General features: G+C 42.8%; 17 protein-coding genes. 3 read left to right on the forward strand and 14 right to left on the reverse strand.

Going from position 1 to position 18244, the window contains the following annotated elements:
* Positions 1 to 123 precede the first annotated feature (123 nt).
* From OQX62_RS21320 to OQX62_RS21355, 8 genes are all read right to left on the reverse strand, one after another.
* On the reverse strand, positions 124 to 867 hold the full coding sequence (locus OQX62_RS21320) for a succinate dehydrogenase/fumarate reductase iron-sulfur subunit (protein ID WP_265833683.1): 744 nt from the start codon (positions 865 to 867) through the stop codon (positions 124 to 126).
* Between the two features lie 5 nt (positions 868 to 872).
* Positions 873 to 2789 (reverse strand): fumarate reductase/succinate dehydrogenase flavoprotein subunit, encoded by a 1917-nt coding sequence (locus OQX62_RS21325; protein ID WP_265833684.1) that lies wholly within the window; start codon positions 2787 to 2789, stop codon positions 873 to 875.
* Positions 2786 to 3463: a succinate dehydrogenase cytochrome b subunit gene (locus OQX62_RS21330; protein WP_265833685.1), complete on the reverse strand. Its 678-nt coding sequence runs from the start codon at positions 3461 to 3463 to the stop codon at positions 2786 to 2788. Before OQX62_RS21330 ends, OQX62_RS21325 begins: the two co-directional genes overlap by 4 nt.
* A gap of 10 nt (positions 3464 to 3473) precedes the next feature.
* Positions 3474 to 4949, reverse strand: a complete 1476-nt coding sequence (locus OQX62_RS21335; RefSeq protein WP_265833686.1) for an anion permease — start codon at positions 4947 to 4949, stop codon at positions 3474 to 3476.
* Positions 4950 to 4964: 15 nt separating this feature from the next.
* The gene (locus OQX62_RS21340) at positions 4965 to 6071 is read right to left on the reverse strand and encodes a porin (protein ID WP_265833687.1); all 1107 of its coding nucleotides are present in this window, start codon (positions 6069 to 6071) and stop codon (positions 4965 to 4967) included.
* A gap of 338 nt (positions 6072 to 6409) precedes the next feature.
* The gene (locus OQX62_RS21345; protein ID WP_265833688.1) at positions 6410 to 6796 is read right to left on the reverse strand and encodes a response regulator; all 387 of its coding nucleotides are present in this window, start codon (positions 6794 to 6796) and stop codon (positions 6410 to 6412) included.
* Between the two features lie 126 nt (positions 6797 to 6922).
* A complete protein-coding gene (locus tag OQX62_RS21350) occupies positions 6923 to 8149 on the reverse strand; it encodes an MFS transporter (protein ID WP_265833689.1) in 1227 nt (408 codons plus the stop codon).
* 122 nt (positions 8150 to 8271) lie between these two features.
* Positions 8272 to 8499 carry a hypothetical protein gene (locus OQX62_RS21355; protein ID WP_265833690.1) on the reverse strand — a complete coding sequence of 76 codons (228 nt, stop codon included), beginning with the start codon at positions 8497 to 8499 and terminating at the stop codon, positions 8272 to 8274.
* A 72-nt stretch (positions 8500 to 8571) separates the two neighbouring features.
* Between OQX62_RS21355 and OQX62_RS21360 the strand changes: the two genes are divergently transcribed.
* On the forward strand, positions 8572 to 8841 hold the full coding sequence (locus OQX62_RS21360; RefSeq protein WP_265833691.1) for a UBP-type zinc finger domain-containing protein: 270 nt from the start codon (positions 8572 to 8574) through the stop codon (positions 8839 to 8841).
* Between the two features lie 4 nt (positions 8842 to 8845).
* Here OQX62_RS21360 and OQX62_RS21365 read toward each other — a convergent pair whose 3' ends face one another.
* On the reverse strand, positions 8846 to 9163 hold the full coding sequence (locus OQX62_RS21365) for a YtxH domain-containing protein (RefSeq protein ID WP_265833692.1): 318 nt from the start codon (positions 9161 to 9163) through the stop codon (positions 8846 to 8848).
* Between the two features lie 26 nt (positions 9164 to 9189).
* Complete coding sequence (locus OQX62_RS21370; protein ID WP_265833693.1) at positions 9190 to 9414, reverse strand: hypothetical protein; 225 nt, start codon at positions 9412 to 9414, stop codon at positions 9190 to 9192.
* Between the two features lie 147 nt (positions 9415 to 9561).
* Here OQX62_RS21370 and OQX62_RS21375 point away from each other — a divergent pair, with 147 nt between their 5' ends.
* Entirely contained in the window at positions 9562 to 10008 is a 447-nt protein-coding gene (locus OQX62_RS21375; RefSeq protein WP_265833694.1) for a GNAT family N-acetyltransferase, read from the forward strand.
* Between the two features lie 78 nt (positions 10009 to 10086).
* Entirely contained in the window at positions 10087 to 12582 is a 2496-nt protein-coding gene (locus OQX62_RS21380) for a M1 family metallopeptidase (protein ID WP_265833695.1), read from the forward strand.
* 102 nt (positions 12583 to 12684) lie between these two features.
* Here OQX62_RS21380 and OQX62_RS21385 read toward each other — a convergent pair whose 3' ends face one another.
* Genes OQX62_RS21385 through OQX62_RS21400 form a run of 4 tightly spaced genes read right to left on the reverse strand, consistent with a single transcriptional unit; the run spans position 12685 to position 18242 of the window.
* Positions 12685 to 13692 carry a family 43 glycosylhydrolase gene (locus OQX62_RS21385; protein WP_265833696.1) on the reverse strand — a complete coding sequence of 336 codons (1008 nt, stop codon included), beginning with the start codon at positions 13690 to 13692 and terminating at the stop codon, positions 12685 to 12687.
* Positions 13693 to 13703: 11 nt separating this feature from the next.
* Positions 13704 to 15683 (reverse strand): alpha-L-arabinofuranosidase C-terminal domain-containing protein, encoded by a 1980-nt coding sequence (locus OQX62_RS21390; RefSeq protein ID WP_265833697.1) that lies wholly within the window; start codon positions 15681 to 15683, stop codon positions 13704 to 13706.
* Positions 15684 to 15709: 26 nt separating this feature from the next.
* Positions 15710 to 16696: a glycoside hydrolase family 43 protein gene (locus OQX62_RS21395; RefSeq protein ID WP_265833698.1), complete on the reverse strand. Its 987-nt coding sequence runs from the start codon at positions 16694 to 16696 to the stop codon at positions 15710 to 15712.
* 1 nt (position 16697) lies between these two features.
* Complete coding sequence (locus tag OQX62_RS21400) at positions 16698 to 18242, reverse strand: alpha-N-arabinofuranosidase (protein WP_265833699.1); 1545 nt, start codon at positions 18240 to 18242, stop codon at positions 16698 to 16700.
* Between the last annotated feature and the right edge of the window lie 2 nt (positions 18243 to 18244).

An 18244-nucleotide genomic window follows, 5' to 3' on the forward strand; every position in this document is an offset into this window, starting at 1 on the left:
AATGAAGATTATATCTTGCCAGCGCAAGAAATATCTCCCGCACAAATCACAAAACCCAAGGTTCTGCTATATACTAAACGTAGATAACAAGCTAAATGCTACACTATTAAAAAATATATTTTATTAATGTAGCAAAGAGGCCTTATTGAACTCCCAGTTCATCCTGGCGATGTTTAAGACCGATATGCCTTGCGGGCACTTTACTTCACAGGCCTCCGTATTACTGCAATGACCAAATCCCTCTTCATCCATCTTACTCACCATTTTCAATACTCTTTTAGCCGCTTCCTGTTCTCCTTGCGGCAGTTTTGCCAGGTGGGAAATCTTGGCTGAGGTAAAAAGAGCAGCACTTGAATTTTTACAGGTAGCTACACAGGCACCGCAGCCGATACAGGCGGCAGAATCAAAGGCAGACTCAGCAGTTTCATGGACAATCAACAAGTTATTGGCTTCTGCAGGCATGCCGGTATTAGCGGTGATAAAGCCGCCCGACTGTATAATCCTGTCAAAAGCGGACCTGTCTATTTTTAAATCTCTTTTCAGGGGAAAAGCCATTGCCCTGAACGGTTCTACGTAAATGGTATCGCCTTCTTTAAATTCCCTCATATGCAGCTGGCAAACGGTCAGGCCGGGCACAGGACCATGGGCCTGACCATTAATCATCATCCCGCAGGTGCCGCAAATCCCCTCCCGGCAATCATGGTCAAACTCAACCGGCATCTCCCCTTTTAGGGTAAGCTGCTCGTTCAGGGTATCCATCATCTCCAGAAATGACATGTGCTGATCTACATTGTCCAAATCATAATTAACCATACTGCCTTTACTCTTTGCGTCTTTCTGACGCCAAACTTTAAGATGTACTTTCATAATGCTTAGCTATAACTTCTAACAGATAATTTAATAAATTCAAATACCAGTTGCTCCGGATGAAGTACAGGCGCCATATCTTTTCCCGCCCATTCCCACGCGGAAACGTAACAGTAATCCTCATCGTTACGCAGTGCTTCCCCATCAGCCGTCTGATATTCTTCCCGGAAATGTGCACCGCAGGATTCCTCGCGACTCAAAGCGTCATGGCACATCAGTTCTGCGATCTCGAGATAGTCGGCCACCCTACCTGCTTTCTCCAGTTCGGAATTAATTTCGGCAGCATTACCAGGGATCATCAGGTCACGGTAAAATGCTTCCCTTAATGCTTTAATTTCAGTGATAGCTTCTTCCAGCCCAGCAGCGGAACGGGACAAGCCACATTTATCATATAATAACTTTCCCAGTTCCTTATGAAAGGAATCCGCCGTTCGGCTTCCTTTGATCTGCACAAATTGATTCAACTGACTTATCACTGCCCCTTCTGCTTTCACAAATTCGGGATGGTCAGTATTTATCTTTTCTGTTTTCAATTCCTCTGCCAGGTAATTTGCGAGAGTATAAGGCAATATAAAATAACCGTCAACACAAGCCTGCAACAAAGAGTTGGCGCCTAACCTGTTTGCGCCATGATCGGCAAAATTGGCTTCACCAATAGCAAACAGACCGGGGATAGTGGTCATCAGCTCATAATCTACCCAGAGACCACCCATTGAAAAATGGGCTGCGGGAGAGATCTTCATGGGCGACTGATAAGCGTCATCAGCAGTAATCTTTTTATACATAGAAAAGAGATTGCCATATTTCTCTTTTATCTTATCCATGCCCTGCTCCTTAATGGCTTTAGAGAAATCCAGGTAAACAGCATTTTTTTGGGTGCCCACGCCAAAACCGGCGTCAATTCTCTCTTTTGCAGCCCGGGATGAGATATCTCTTGGGGCAAGATTTCCAAAAGAAGGGTATCTGCGCTCCAGATAATAATCGCGCTCCTCTTCCGGAATATCATTCGGCACCCTTGTTTCATTTTCAAGTTTGGGCACCCAGATCCTGCCATCATTCCGTAGCGATTCAGACATTAGTGTTAACTTGGACTGATAATCCCCGGATTGAGGCAGACAGGTTGGATGTACCTGTGTCCAGCTCGGACAAGCCATGAGTGCTCCCCTTTTATGTGCACGCCAGATGGCAGAACCGTTACAGCCCATGGCCAGTGTAGACAGGTAATATATTTTACCAAAACCACCCGTAGCAATCACCACCGAAGCCGCAGCAAACCGCTCAATGACTCCTGTGTCCAGGTTACGGGCAATGATTCCTTTCGCCTTACCATCAACCACAACCAGATCCAGCATTTCATGACGTGTATGAAGAGTCACTTTCCCTAGCGCTGCCTGTCGCATCAGCGCTTGATAAGCTCCCAGCAGTAATTGCTGACCTGTCTGTCCGCGTGCATAAAATGTACGGCTTACCTGTACCCCGCCAAAAGAGCGGTTACTTAAATACCCACCATATTCTCTTGCAAATGGTACGCCCTGTGCCACTGCCTGATCGATCAGGCTCAATGAACATTCTGCAAGCCGGTAAACATTAGCTTCGCGGGACCTGAAATCTCCTCCCTTCAGCGTATCGTAAAACATCCTGTATACCGAATCACCATCATTCTGGTAGTTCTTTGCAGCATTCACACCACCCTGCGCGGCAACAGAATGTGCTCTCCTGGCAGAATCCTGAAAGCAAAAGGAATGTACCTGATAACCCAGTTCTGCCAGTGAAGCTGCTGCCGAAGCACCTGCAAGCCCTGTTCCGACCACAATGACCGTCAGTTTTTTACGGTTTGCCGGATTAACGAGCTTAGCATGTTCTTTATAATGTGACCACTTGTGTTCCAGTGGTCCTGCTGGTATTTTAGCATCTAAAATCATAATCCAAATTGACTAAGGTGAACATAAACCGGTATTATGCAAAAACCGAAGGTGATCACATAACTGTAAATAGTGCCGATTAGCTGCACATATTTTACATATCGCGGATGATAGAGACCAAGCGTGCGTACAGCACTTTTAACGCCGTGCAGCAAATGGTAGCCCACAGCCAGCATAGAAATTACATATAAAACCACATACCACCAGGATTCAAATGCACTGACCACAATCACGTATAAATCCTTATTGCCGTTTCTGTCATAAGGCAGGGAGCCGAATTTGTACACATACCAAAAATCTTTGAAATGAATAACCAGAAAAACCAGGATGATCGTGCCCAAAACACCCATATTTCTGGAATACCATTTGCTCACCTGCTTCCTGTCGTCATATACATATTTAACAGCTGTTTTTCTATTCCTCAATGTAATAATCAACGCATCGCCGGCATGCGCAATCAGCGAAAAATACAGCACATAAGAAATGAGCCTGATAAATATATTACCGGACAACAAGGCGGAATAGCTATTGAAACTGGCGTTTGCCTCATTTGCAGGCAACAGTAACTGCAGATTCCCAAGTAAATGTATTACAAGGAAAAAGCAAAGAAATAAACCTGTTACTGCCATCAGATTTTTCCTTGACAGGGTACTTTGAAAGATATAATTATTCATTGTTTTCATATTAATAAATACCTGTTACCTTCCACCATAAACCACCTAAGCCCATCCAGATCAGCAATAATGCAATCCCGATAATCAGCCCCGTAGTCCACCAATGTTTAACATCTACATATCCGCTCCCAAAAAACACAGGGGCAGGACCATGTGCATAGTGTGTCAGGGTACCATAAAGAGATCCTGTGAATCCAAGCATTAATGCCAGCAATAATGGAGGAACACCCATAGCGATACCTACAGCCAACAGTGCCGCATACATCGCTGCCACATGTGCAGTGGCACTGGCAAAGAGGTAATGACTCAGGAAATAAGTCAGTACAATAATTGGAAAAGCCATATTCCAGGATAACCCCAGCATCTGCTGTTTGATCAGGTCACCAAACCAGGGTATAAATCCCAGCTCATTTAATGACCCGGCCATCATCACCAGTGTGGCGAACCATACAATCGTATCCCATGCCCCTTTTTCCGCTTTCACATCTTCCCAGGTTAATACCTGAGTCAACAGCAGAATGGTTAGCCCGATAAATGCAGTTGTTGTTGCATCTATCTTAAAGATATCACCCGTAACCCATAAGACCAGCAAAATCACAAAAGCGAGCAGCATCAACCACTCATTCCTGGTGATGGCACCCATCTCCTTTAGTTTTTCCGCAGCCATCCCCGGAGCTTCGGTTGTTTTCTTCAGCTCTGGCGGAAAAACTTTATACAGCAGATAAGGAATAATCATCATTGAGGCCAGGCCCGGTACAATCGCTGCCCAGAACCAGGACATCCAGCTGATGTGGATTCCCATATCTGCGGCAAACTTCTGACACATCGGGTTACTCGCCGTACCTGTAAGGAACATGGCAGAAGCAATCAGGTTCATGTAATAGCTGTTTAACGTCAGATAGGCACCTACTTTACGGTGCGTCTCCGGCTGATCTGGCATGGAACCGAGACTCATCGCCATGGATTTCATGATAGGATAAATAATCCCGCCTCCGCGTGCGGTATTGCTCGGAATAGCTGGTGCAAGGATCAAATCTGCAGCGCCCAGACTATAAGCAAGCCCTAGTGAACTTTTACCGAATAGTTTGATAAAGATATAAGCTATCCTGCTGCCCAACCCTGTTTTGATAAAGCCACGGGCAATAAAAAAACTAATCCCTATCAGCCAGATCACTTTATCACCAAAACTCCGCAATGCAAGCGTGATAGACTTTCCAGGATTCCCGGGGGCCAGCACTCCGGTGAGGGCAACCAGCGAAATAGCCATCATACAGAGTGTACCCATACTGGCTGCCTTAAGAATAATTCCCAGAATAGTAGCCAGGAAAATAGCCAGCAGATGCCAGGCTTCAGGTTTTACACCCACCGGCGCAGGAATAAACCAGATGATAATTCCCACAGCTACAGTGATGAGCAGTGGAATGAGCTGGATTTCTTTTGGTAATGCCAGGTTTGGCACCTTAGGTGCCGTTGATGAGGTTTTCATAGATTCGTTAATTACTTACAACCTTGATTGTACTTGTATAATAAATAATTCATTGTTGTACTGAGTGGTAGCAGGCACATTCCTTTTATAGCGGTCCACATTAACACCAATCTGGATCCTGGCATTGTAAGCCTTTAAAAACTCCGCGCTGATCATCGGTGTCCATGTTTGTCTGGCATTACTTGCATGTTTAAAGTCGTTGTCAAAATATTCATACCTGCAGGAGAACTCCAGAGAACTCAGCCGATGGTAATTAATAGCGTAACGCAGATTGGGCAAAATGTACATTCCCCGCATCTGATATTGAGCAACGCTGCCCGTACGTTTGGCAGAATCGAGCCCGTAAAATAAAGTATGGTTGTTACCCTGCTTTACTTCGGTTTCTAATTCGAGCGACCATTTTTTAGCGAGCGGGAATATTCCCGAAACATCAATACCTGAAGCATAAACACGGCTTCCTGATACCAGAGCCAAACCACCATTCAGCCCCATTTTAATCTGAAGACGCTTTTGCAGGCCAAGCTCCACTCTGGAAGAGAAATGTTTGCCATTATCATTGTCCATCACCTGGTTGCGGTTGTTACCGTTAACTACAGAGATCTCATACTTTACCGGCAATTCGCTTTTTATTGCTCCATACAAACTTGCACCGATTTGAAAACTTTGCCATCCGTTATTGCCAAATGCAGTGTACTGATTAGAATAGTCCATTGATTTGATAACATCTACGGGATACATATCTTCCAATCCAAAAGCAGGCCTGAACTGACCCATTTTTAAATTGATGTACTGATTAAGACGATAAGTGATGTAAGCATTTTCAAGTACCTTATTTTTGGGATCTGATTTAAAATCTGCCAGGTTAAGCAATAGCACTACATCCGTTCTGTCCGAGATCTTCGATGCAAACTGCAGCCTGGCCCTCTTGATATCAAAATCATTATAGATGGCTTTACCATCTGTATGGTGCAGGCCGTTTAAGTCGATATCTTTATGCGTACTAAAGGAATACCTGGATTGGAACAGCCCTTTCATCGTTATTTTAACCTTCACCGAATCTGTTTTCACAGCTTCCTGGGCATAACTGTTAAAGAAACCTAAACACGTGATAAACGTGATCATAAATAATTGATTCAAAGGATTTCTATACATATCCAAAGATCATCTAATGCAAATCGGAAAATAGTGACGGTCATCACATTTGTTATTGATCATCATCAACGAAAATGCAATAAAAAAGAAATTACCATACTGATATCCAAATAATTACATGTATCACGGTAAGTTTTTTTAGGGTCAATAATCCATAGTGGCTATATGGAAATTTAACCTCCTTTAACAAGAAAATCCGGTTGCAACAGCAAACGGATTTATAAAAATAAATAGCTCTCTTTTAAAATCAGGATTTTGCGGAAGGTTTGCATTGAGCTTCCCTGTGCGTTTGAGAAACTAAAAAAACACTACAACTCCAGATAGTCACGCTGAGGCTCTTTGAGACAAGCTTCAATCTGATCTACCAGGGCCAGCAGGTCAAAGGGTTTGGAGATAAAAGCATTACACCTGTAATCATCCAAAGCCAGTAATACACGTGGAAAAGCAGTAAAGATAATCACAGGAATATGGCGCAACAGTTCATTCTTTTTGATCTGCATACACAGCTCTCCGCCATTGGTACCTGGCAATAAAAAGTCCAGTAAAACAAGATCAGGCATCAGCTCTTTAACTATTGGAACGATGTCATAAGCCTGCGGACGAAAATGCAGCGTATATCCTTGCGCTGTTAAAAACTCATCCAGTATTTCAACTAACTTCTCATCATTTTCAATCACTAAAATATGCTTTGCCATTCTTTATTCTCCAGCCGTTGTAGATACCTTGTTCAACATTTAATTGACTGTAAAATTACCGCTCCGTATTATCCCCTGCTATGGTATAAATACGCTAAATGAAAGATTAAGTACGTGTTTAAACGTTTAAGCATTCGAATGCGCTGCGCGCTCCTGTAACCTCACAAATCTAAGGAGCAGCACTCCTATCAGCACGGTAATCAGTCCCTGAATCATTACTGTATCCGGCGTGCCAACCCATTCAGATACAGCACCTACCAGCAATCCGCCTATAGGCTGCATCCCAAAAAATGCCATGGCATAAAAGCTGATCACCCTGCCCCGCATATCAGGATCTACAGTAGTTTGAATCAGTGTATTACTAATCGTAATCTGAGACATCATACCAAAGCCGGATACCGCTGCAAATACCAGTGCTATGGGATAGTAAGTACTATGAGAAAAGAAAATTAAACCGCCGCCAAACACCAGCGTATTTACCGCTAAAATCTTTCGCAGGTTACGGCCTGGTTTTAAGGAAGCCAGAAAGATTGCACCGCAAAAGGCACCCAGACCAATCACACTGTCTATCACACCAAAAGTAGATGCCGTACCTTTAAATATATCCTTGGCATATACCGGAATTAATGTGCTGAAGGGTAAAACCAGGAGACTGATCAGTCCCAGCATAATCAGGGTTAACGAAATTGAAGGCGTTCGCCGGATATACATGAACCCTTCCTTCAGCTCACCAAATACATTTTTAGTATGCAGTTTCGCCGTATACTTCGGTAGCCTCATCATTAACAGGGAGCCAATCACCGCTATAAAACTAACCGCATTTAAGCCGAAGCAAATATCTTCCCCAAACTTTTCCAATGCGAGCCCCGCTATCCCGGGCCCTATCAGGCGGGAAAGATTAACCATCGAAGAGTTGAGCGCCAGCGCATTCGGCAGGTCGGTTTTATCATCTACCATTTCATAAACCAATGATTGCCTCGCCGGCACGTCAAAAGCATTGATTAAGCCTAGTAAAGCGCTCAGGGCAATAATTTCCCATACCGCATAATCATAAAAAAAGATCAGTACAGTAAGCAACACAGCCTGAATCATAGAGGCAACCTGTGTAAGCAGCAATAGTTTATACCGGTTGTAGCGGTCAGATGCCACACCACCTAAAAATGAAAAGATAAAAGAAGGGAACAGGCTCGCAAAAAGTGTAAGCCCCAGCATGAATTGTGAGTGTGTTTGTGCGTAAATCACCCAGCTTACAGCTGTTTTCTGCATCCATGTGCCGATCAGCGAAATAGATTGTCCGGCGAAATATAGTTTGTAGTTACGGCTCTTAAATGCGTTGAAAGTACTGATATTCATTAGCTGAATAAAGATACCAGTTTAGGAATAAGCTGAAATCTTAATTGTATTTTTCTACAATGAAACGATCATGATCTTATATATCATATACAATGATAAAAGATCATGATGGTTCCATCAATTTATTTTCTGTCAGGCTGGCCAGGTGCAATACCTTTATCGGGATCCAGCGTGAAAGCAGCTTCAGATGCCTTGTCAGCCTGTTCCAAATGGTCAATCTCAGTTGCAGTTTCATCTTCTTCAGAAGGCGGGACTGCATCTATACCATCAGATTGTACATCTTGCTGACTTCTCTGATCATCAGCTGCATCTTCATTTTCTGCTATTATATCGTTTTCTGGAATATTCATAATATGTATTTTTATATATCTTTAAACAGAAATAATAATGCCTTGTTTTAAAATTATTCTAAATCAATTAACATGGAAGATCAGATCTGTAGCCATATCAGCGCAATTAAAGCGTTAAAAACAGCTAAAGCCCAGGTATGCGAAGAATGTGTAAAGGTAAACAGTACCTGGGTGCATTTACTTACGTGCCAGACTTGCGGTGTCACTCTCTGTTGCGATCAATCGCCTTTAAAACACATGACTGCACATTTTCACCACTCAGCCCATCCGGTAATTATATCTTCCGAAGAAGGGGAAAGATGGCTGTGGTGTTATGTGGATGAAGCTTTTGCCGAATATTAGTCGCCTATTCCTCTACAGGCAACTGTCTAGATTTTGGTCCTGTCTGCTTTAACGTTGTTTTCGTTGTATCCACTGCATCAGGGCCAGTCAGGTGATCTGCTTTTTCTTTTATATTTGCCCGCAGATCAGGAATAGCATGATCTTTACTATCCGCTGCAACTGTGTCCGCCAAACCAACCAGCCCTTTCAGGTCATTAGTTAATCTTTTCCTTACTGCTTTAATATTTTTTGGTGCAAATAATACACCAAGGGCAGCACCGACGGCAATTCCTGCGATCAGGGCAATACTGTTCATCGTTGAATCTGTTCTTCTTAATTTCATAGCCATTTAATTTTAATGTTTAACAATTACATACCTTCCTGCGCTTCTATGGCCTGACCAATCGAGTTCAATAATAACTCATCGATATCATCACTCGTGTTCCAGGTAACGCCATTCTCCAAGACATCAGGATAAATTTTACCCAGCACTTCTTCCTCCTGCATAATTTTAAACTGCCCATCCTCTTCCTGCTGCACAGTATAGGTGATACTCAAACCACCCGTCGCTACTTCAATTTCATAAGGTTCCATATCGTTGATTTAATTCTGTTTTTTTAATCTGAAAATACTAACAACCTTATCTGCATTTGGTTTAATCTTTTCCAATCAAAGCTGCAGCTTGCGCAGCAATTCGTAGTTTAGCGGCTTAATTTCAGGTTCTCCAGAATTAATTAGCACATGTTTATAAACTATACCATCAATAAATTAACAACAATTGATTATCCGGCAATCCTAACGCTTTGGGAGTCATCCGTCAGGGCCACACATCACTTTTTAGCAGAACCAGACATCCGGGTATATAAGTCCCTGCTCAGCGATGCTCATTTCGATCAGCTCCAGCTCTTTGGGGTCATAGGAGAAAAAGGTGAATTGAAGGGTTTTATCGCTATTGAGGATAAAAAGATACAAATGCTGTTTATATCCCCGGCGGCCAGAGGAACAGGGATTGGTAAAGCGCTGATTAATTATGTTTTTCAGCATCTCCATGTAAAGACCGTAGATGTGAACGAACAAAACCTTCAGGCATATGATTTCTACAAGTATTTGGGCTTTGCAGTAACAGAACGTTCCGAATGTGATGGAATTGGTAAACCTTTTCCCATTATTTCCATGAAACTTCCTTAATTCAATCTCATTTATGCGTTAAAAACGTGAGTTTTAAATTATACTCCTTAGATTTAAGCCAAATACAATTTATTTTCTATGCAAATCAATTCTAAAGACTGCCAGCGTGCAGTAGTTAATGCTTTATTGATCCTCGGTATTGGCCTAACGGTACCAGTAGCAGCACAGGACAAAAAAGATGATCCCCTGCTTAAAATTTACCGGGCTACGCCTGATAAAATTAATGACCTTGTCCACACTAAACTGGATGTACGTTTTGACTATAAAAAGCGCTACCTGTACGGAAAAGAATGGGTGACTTTAAAGCCGCATATCAACCCGACCGATTCCTTGCGTCTGGATGCAAAAGGCATGGATATTAAAACGGTTGCTGTAGTTAAGGAGGGCAAAACCATACCGTTGAAATATAAATATGACAGCCTTTTCTTAGTCATCAAACTAGATAAAGTATATAGAGACACCGAAAAATATACCCTTTACATCGATTATACAGCAAAACCTGATGAGTTGAAAATTGAAGCCGGACAAGCCATTACTGACGCTAAAGGATTATATTTTATCAATCCGGACAGCACTGAAAAAGGCAAACCCGTACAGATCTGGACACAGGGAGAGCTGGAAAGTTCTTCTGTATGGTTCCCGACAATCGACCATACCAACCAAAAGACAACACAGGAAATCAGCATGACTGTACCTGCAAAATATGTAACCCTTTCCAATGGTCGTTTAGCAGCCCAGAAAAAAAATACGGATGGCACGCGTACAGATACCTGGAAAATGGAGCTCCCGCATTCGCCTTACCTGTTTATGATGGCTGTGGGAGATTTCAAAATCTACCGCGATAAATGGAGAGACAAAGAAGTAAGTTATTACCTGGAACCTAAATATGCACCTTATGCAAAAGATATTTTTGGTTTTACCGCAGAGGCGATGGAATTCTATTCTAAATTACTGGGTGTAGATTATCCATGGAATAAATATTCGCAAATTGTAGTACGCGATTTTGTGAGTGGTGCAATGGAAAACACTACCGCTACCTTACATGGTTCTTATGTACAGGGAACGGCAAAAGAACTGGCAGACCGTTATTTCGATCATGGCAGAAGTACAATTGTACATGAGCTTTTTCACCAGTGGTTTGGTGATTATGTAACCGCAGAAAGCTGGAGCAATATTACCGTGAATGAGTCCTTTGCCAATTTTAGTGAAACCCTGTGGGCCGAACATAAATATGGTCAGGATGCCGGTGATGATCATAACCATGAAGCCATGATGGAATACCTGGCTAATCCGGCAAATGCGAAAAAAGACCTGGTACGTTTCCATTACCATGCTGCGCTTGACGTATTTGATGCTGTTTCTTATCAGAAAGGTGGCCGTATTTTAAATATGCTCCGCACTTATTTAGGTGCACCTGCATTTTTCAAAGGGCTTAATATTTATTTAAAGAGCAATGCATTCAAAAATGGCGAGGCGCAACAATTACGCCTTGCATTGGAAGAAGCAAGTGGAAAAGATCTGAACTGGTTTTTTAACCAATGGTATTATTCATCTGGCCACCCATTGTTAGACATCAGCTACAAATGGGATGCGGCTACAAAAACACAAACTGTTTATCTGAAACAAACTCAGGAAGGTAATGCCTTTGTACTTCCTATGGCTGTTGATGTGTATGTTGGTGGTAAAAAAGAGCGTCATGAGATCTGGATGCGCAGCAAGTCAGATACGCTGACATTTGTTACCGCAGCTCAGCCAGACCTGGTAAATGTAGATGCCGATAAAATTATATTAAGTCAGAAAACTGATCACCAGTCGCTCGAAAACTTCCTGTTTCAATATCAGCATGCACCATTATACATGGACAGACTGGAAGCTGTTGAAGCCGCAGCAAAACAGCAGGCAGACCCTATTGCTCAGAAAATTTTAACTGCAGCGCTGACTGATAAATATTATGTATTGCGCTTAAAAACACTGCAATCTATTGGTAAAGACAATGCAGCATTATTAACTTCAGTAACTCCATTGGTGCTTAAAATGGCTAAAACTGATGAAAACAGCCTGGTAAAAGCTGCGGCCATTACCATGATCAGCAGCAATAAAGGTGCAGATCAATACCTTTCTCTTTATCAGGATGCGATTAAAAATCCATCTTATGCCGTTCAGGGTGCTGGTCTGAGTGCTTTCGCACAATTACAGCCTGCGGCAGCATTAGCTATGGCAAAATCACTGGAAAAAGACAGTGGAGGAGACCTGGTTCCTGCTATTATGGGAATCTATGCAGAACAGGGTGCTGATGCAGAATGGCCTTACGTGAACAGCAACTTCAAACAAGCCGGCGCGCAGGAAAAGTTCGATATGATGAAAAGTTATATTGCTCTGGTTGCCCGCTTAAAAAATCCGGAATATGCACAGCAAGGTGTAGCTTCCATTAAAGATTTCGGTGTAGCCTTCAAATCTTATGGTGTTGGCCCGCAAATATCCGGCGCACTAAAATTTATAAAAGGAGAAAGACAAAAAGCAGGTGATACGACTACTGGTAAATTTATCGATGATGCGATAGAGCAGTTGAAATAACCGTTTTAATAAACTGAAAGCCCTGTTTAGCAGCTCAATGATGCTGTTAAACGGGGCTTTTCACGTTAAAGCCTGCCAGTTCATACTGGTCGCAGGCTATACCTATTGTGATGAAACAACGGGCCAGCCTTTTATCCAGTCCAGTTTTTCTATTCTGAGTTTAGCATGTCCCTTGTCACGCGCATCATAACCGTGAAAAATAAGATAATCAGTGTCATTAAAATGACAGACGGCGTTGTGTCCTGTGCCATACCAGTTTTTATCACCCTTAAGTAATAATGTACCACCACCCTTAGCCATAGGCACCTGATCATAGTCAACATAAGGCCCTCTTATCGATTTTGAGCGTCCTACTATCATTTTATAAGTACTCTTTTCCCCTTTGCAGCAATAGTCGATTGATGCAAAAAGATAATAATACCCCCCTTTTTTAAATAGAAACGGTGCTTCGATCGCGTTACCTCCTGCATCAGCCGGATTACCGTCTACAGATGGCGGATTTGGCGCGGCGGGATCTTTCTTACGGCTGGCAATTGTCGGAATTCCGGCAATATCCTTTGCCGAGTGTACCAGGTCTTTATCCAGTTTCAGCAGCTTAATCCCATCCCAGAAAGAACCGAAAACCATCCAGGCCCTGCCTGTCTGATCTTTAATCACATTAGGATCAATTGCGTTCCAGTTTGTTTTTCCGGGTACAGACTGGATCACCTTACCCTGATCTACCCATTTAAAGTCTGGCGATGACGGGTCTAAAGTTTTGTTCGTTGCCACCCCGATGGCAGAGGTATTCTTACCAAATGCAGAAACAGAATAATACAGGTAATACCTGTTGTTGCTGAAAAAGATATCCGGTGCCCAGATATGCCCTTTAAAATAGGGGATATCTTTTACTGCCCATTGTGGTGGCGTGCTGAATACAGCAGCTTCCTTTTTCCAGGATTTCATATCTCTGGAACTCCAGACATCGATTCCCCATCCTGTGCAAAAAAGATAGAAGGTATCGCCTTGCCTGGCCATCACCGGATCATGTGCAGAGATGCCGGTTTGATATTCCTGGGCATTCAGATGAAGTCCCAGGAATAAAAATAGTGATCCTAAAAAAAGTCTCATTTAGCTGTTGTTTAGTTCATCGGGATACGTATCAAACTGAATGAATAAGGTGCAGCATTCAGTACTACGGTGTTGTTTTTTATGGTCAGCCCCTCATCTTTCGGACTCACATGAATAGCATCCTTGAAAGTATTCACCGCTTTAAGGTCATTCTGCATTTGCGTCAGGGTACCTTCAGCAGCTAGTTTATATTTGCCTTTGATCGTAATATTTCTATTGATTGCAGTAGCAGAGGCATTGATCACTTTAATAATTACTTCCTTTTTTTTCCTGTCAATCACCGCAGATGCATACAGGCTATCCTGACCAGCGATGACCTTATTGTTGCTGAGGATACTCACTACGTCTGTACCTTTATTCAGGGAATACAATTTCTGAACATAATAATTAGGCGTTCCGTAAACATGCAGGTTATCTACCCAGATCATATCCGGAGTCCATTGCCAACCTTCCGCATTGGCAAATAAAGGTGCGTAAGAAGCCATATGTACCACTCCTGCATTTCTTTCCAGTCCTGTCATAAATGCTGCCTCTGCAATGGCACATTGCCAGTTGTTCTGATTTTTAGGATTGGTGGTACTGATACTCTGTGCCGCATATTCACCGGCAAAAACTTTAGAACCGTTCCTGTCATAGCCGTCGTATCTTTTTGCATTATCCAGAAACCATTGTGGTGAACGGTAATAATGTTCATCAATAATATCTGCTTTCATCTTTCTGAGCGGCGTATTCAGAAGGTCAAAGCGTTCCCCAACCGGGTCTGTACCAGAACTGTTGATCAGGCGGATATCCGGGTATTTACTCTTTAGTGCTTTCGTAAATAAAGCGAGACGTTCCAGGTATTGTGGTCCCCAGTTCTCATTGCCAATACCCATCATTTTCAAGTTAAATGGTGCAGGATGCCCCATTTCTGCTCTCACCTTTCCCCACGGACTATTGATATCACCATTCGCAAACTCGATCAGATCGAGCGCATCCTGGATATAAGGATCAAGCTCATCTAAAGGAACAAGTTCTGCCGTATTAAACTGACAAGCCATACCGCAATTCAGGATAGGCAGCGCTTCCGCACCAATATCTTCAGATAACTGGAAGTATTCGTAGAATCCCAGACCAAAAGTCTGGTAATAATCTGGCGAAGGGCGATGTGCAAATTCTGTGTTCCAGCGGTTCACGATCAGCTCACGACTTTCTACGGGACCTATCGTCTTTTTCCATTGGTATCGGGTAGAAAGCTCATGACCTTCTACAATACATCCACCCGGAAAACGAATAAACCCGGGCTTCATGTCAGCCAGCATCTGCACCATATCAGCACGTAAACCGCCTTTGCGATTTTTCCAGGTATCTCCAGGGAATAAAGAAATCATATCCAGGTCAATCTGGCCTTCACCTTCAAACCAAAGATTAAATTTCGCTTTCTGAACGGTCTCATTGGCGGTGAAGCTAACAGACTGACTTTCCCATTGTTGAGTTGTGCGCTCAGGGTTCAATACAGCACTTCCCAATACTTTACCTGTACTGTCGATCAGTTCTGCATGGAGTTTAACGCCCGCCGTTGCCTGTCTGTACAGCACAGAGAAATCGTAACGCAGTCCTTTTTTTACACCAATGCCCTTGAAACCTTCATTGGTGATACTCATATCACCTCTTTTGGCTCCGGTAGAGTTGACATGCAAATATCTTGGATTATTACTGTGCGTTTCTTTCCTGTTCAGGACAAGTATATCGCCCTCCTTTACTCTAAGCCCCTGAGTGGTCCATCCCATCAGTGGTTTATAGAATTCGAAGGACCGGTTTTTGATGAGTTCGGCATAAATGCCCCCATCTGCACCCATGTTGATATCCTCAAAGAATACACCCCACATCTCAGGCTGTACCTGTGCAGTAATTTTATCTGTCTGAACAACAATGGTTTTATTTTTCTGCGCCATCACATTCAGTACGCTGAATGTGGTTATCGCTGTAAGTGCAAGTTGTCTGAAATTCATTATTTAAGATTTTGTTTTAATTTAGCTTATTGGTCAGCTTTTAACCCTTCAGTAGTCATAATTACACGTTTAATGCTACCATCAGGGTTATAAAATAACCTGTCGATACATACTGATCTCCTGTAACTGCCCCCTTCGTTTGGAATAGATCCGTTGTGATAAATAAAGTATGATTTGCCTTTAAAGTCTATGATCGACTGATGGTTGGTATTGGAGTTCCCCGCCACTTCATTCAGTATCCCTTTAAACTCCCATGGCCCGGTTATTTTACGGCTCATGGCATAAGCAATCTTTTCTGGAAACTGGTAGGCGTAAGACAAATAGTACCAGCCATTGTGTTTATGGATCCATGGTGCCTCTGTGAAATCAGGCAGGTTTACTTTTTGAATAGGTCCATCCTGATCAATCATATTTTCCTTCAGCCTGATATAATAACATTGCGTATTGCCCCAGAACAAATAAGCCTGACCATCGTCGTCAATATAAACCGTAGGATCAATATCATCCCAGCTGATCTTCGTATCCGTAGTCATATCGTTCGTAATAATCGCCGAACCTTTTGCATCCTTAAAAGGTCCGGTTGGACTATCAGCAACAGCAACACCAATCGCTTTTCCTTTGACCGTGCCATGTTCTACCGCTACATACCAGTAGAACTTACCGTTTCTTTCAATCACCTGCGAAGCCCAGGCATCCCCTTTAGCCCAGGAGAAGTCTTTTGCACGTAAGGGAACGGGATATTCTTTCCAGTCGGTCATATTAGTAGAAGAATAGACCAGCCATTCGTTCATCACATAATTCTGCTGCGGTGCAGGCGCTTCATCATGTCCGGCATACAGATATACCGTATTTTTATAAACCATTGCCGCAGGATCCCCGGTATATTTACCAGTAATAATCGGGTTTCCCTGGATCACCTTTTTCTGCTGGGCCTGTACATTAAAGTTTGCTAATGAGCAGACCAATGACATACCCATACAACCTATCGTTTTTATGATCATCTTGCTGTTCATCTTATTTCATTTCTAGTACAACCAAAGAGAATGGCGGTAATTTGATTTTCAACTTCCCACCTTTTAACGCAGCACCTTTAAAAACAGCTGGTTTTACATAATCAGGTTTTTCAAAAGTATTATGATCATCTACCTTAGCAGCGCTTAAGATCCTGCCGGTAACAGATTTATAGGACTGTCCGCTAATGTCTATTTCGATTTCTTCACTGGCCTTACTATTGATATTCACCACAGAGATATGTGTTAACCCGGCTTTGTCTTTCGAAGCAGAAACAGATACAGCTGGTAATTTTTCTTTACCAAAAACGTAATCATCGCTTTTAACTTCCACAGGCAGCAACGTAGCATCCTGATGTACTTTATACATTTCCATCACATGGTAGGTAGGCGAAAGCAGCATTTTTTCTTTACTGGTTAAAATTACCGCCTGTAAAACATTTACACATTGCGCAAGATTGGCAATCTTCACACGGTCGCTGTGGTTATTGAAGATATTCAGTGTCGCACCTGCAATCATGGCATCACGCATAGTATTCTGCTGATATAAAAATCCGGGGTTGGTACCTGTCTCCACATTAAACCAGCCACCCCATTCATCGACAACCAGTCCCACTTTCTTTTTAGGGTCGTATTTGTCCATAATAGCGGTATGTTTTACAATCAGCTCGTCCATTCTTAAGGCAGTTTTCATGGTTTCAAAATACTCCTGCTCGGAGAATCCGGTTGCAGGTCCTTTTTTCTCCCAGCTGGGGAAGGAATAATGGTGCAGGGCAATACCGTCCATCATATTCAGGGGAATGCCTTTCATTAAAGTCTCCGTCCAGTGATAATCATCTACGTTTGCGCCGGAAGCCACTTTATACAGGTCTCTGCCTTCCATAAAAGTAGCATACCTTCGGTATTCGCCAACATAATACTCTGGAGTCATGTTTCCTCCGCAACCCCATGCTTCATTTCCTACCCCCCAGAATTTTACGTTCCATGGCTTCAGCTGACCATTTTTAACACGCAGGTCAGACATCGGACTTTTCCCTTCAAAATTAACGTATTGTACCCAGTCTGACAGTTCCTGCACGGTACCGCTACCGGTATTACCGGCCAGGTAAGCTTCTGTTCCCAAGAGTTTACACATGTTCAGGAAATCATGTGTACCAAAACTATTATCTTCTGTTACACCACCCCACATCGTATTGACAATAGACGGACGCTGATCTTTAGGTCCTACTCCGTCTTTCCAGTGGTACCTGTCGGCAAAACATCCACCAGGCCATCTCAGGTTTGGGATATTTAAGTTTTTTAAAGCAGCGATAATATCATTTCTCACACCTGCAGTATTTGGAATAGAGGAACTGTCTCCAACATAAAAACCATCGTAGATGCAACGGCCTAAATGTTCCGCGAAATGCCCGTAAATGTGTTTACTAATCGTGCCTGAAGGCCGGTCAGCATGTAAAGAAACAGTAGTCTGCTGTGCAAATACCGCAGTTCCACCCGAGAGTGTGATCAGGGATGTACATACAACATGGCGTAATTTTTTTTTGAACATCG

It is taken from the genome of Pedobacter sp. MR2016-24, assembly GCF_026239655.1.
Taxonomy (GTDB): Bacteria; Bacteroidota; Bacteroidia; order Sphingobacteriales; family Sphingobacteriaceae; genus Pedobacter.

Coding starts and splice junctions, on each gene's coding strand:
- OQX62_RS21375 (WP_265833694.1), top strand. CDS start 9,562: ATGTTTATAAACTATACCATCAATAAATTAACAACAATTGATTATCCG.
- OQX62_RS21340 (WP_265833687.1), bottom strand. CDS start 6,071: ATGATCACGTTTATCACGTGTTTAGGTTTCTTTAACAGTTATGCCCAG.
- OQX62_RS21390 (WP_265833697.1), bottom strand. CDS start 15,683: ATGAATTTCAGACAACTTGCACTTACAGCGATAACCACATTCAGCGTA.
- OQX62_RS21350 (WP_265833689.1), bottom strand. CDS start 8,149: ATGAATATCAGTACTTTCAACGCATTTAAGAGCCGTAACTACAAACTA.
- OQX62_RS21370 (WP_265833693.1), bottom strand. CDS start 9,414: ATGGAACCTTATGAAATTGAAGTAGCGACGGGTGGTTTGAGTATCACC.
- OQX62_RS21325 (WP_265833684.1), bottom strand. CDS start 2,789: ATGATTTTAGATGCTAAAATACCAGCAGGACCACTGGAACACAAGTGG.
- OQX62_RS21345 (WP_265833688.1), bottom strand. CDS start 6,796: ATGGCAAAGCATATTTTAGTGATTGAAAATGATGAGAAGTTAGTTGAA.
- OQX62_RS21330 (WP_265833685.1), bottom strand. CDS start 3,463: ATGAATAATTATATCTTTCAAAGTACCCTGTCAAGGAAAAATCTGATG.
- OQX62_RS21355 (WP_265833690.1), bottom strand. CDS start 8,499: ATGAATATTCCAGAAAACGATATAATAGCAGAAAATGAAGATGCAGCT.
- OQX62_RS21365 (WP_265833692.1), bottom strand. CDS start 9,163: ATGAAATTAAGAAGAACAGATTCAACGATGAACAGTATTGCCCTGATC.
- OQX62_RS21380 (WP_265833695.1), top strand. CDS start 10,087: ATGCAAATCAATTCTAAAGACTGCCAGCGTGCAGTAGTTAATGCTTTA.
- OQX62_RS21335 (WP_265833686.1), bottom strand. CDS start 4,949: ATGAAAACCTCATCAACGGCACCTAAGGTGCCAAACCTGGCATTACCA.
- OQX62_RS21360 (WP_265833691.1), top strand. CDS start 8,572: ATGGAAGATCAGATCTGTAGCCATATCAGCGCAATTAAAGCGTTAAAA.
- OQX62_RS21395 (WP_265833698.1), bottom strand. CDS start 16,696: ATGAACAGCAAGATGATCATAAAAACGATAGGTTGTATGGGTATGTCA.
- OQX62_RS21385 (WP_265833696.1), bottom strand. CDS start 13,692: ATGAGACTTTTTTTAGGATCACTATTTTTATTCCTGGGACTTCATCTG.
- OQX62_RS21320 (WP_265833683.1), bottom strand. CDS start 867: ATGAAAGTACATCTTAAAGTTTGGCGTCAGAAAGACGCAAAGAGTAAA.
- OQX62_RS21400 (WP_265833699.1), bottom strand. CDS start 18,242: ATGTTCAAAAAAAAATTACGCCATGTTGTATGTACATCCCTGATCACA.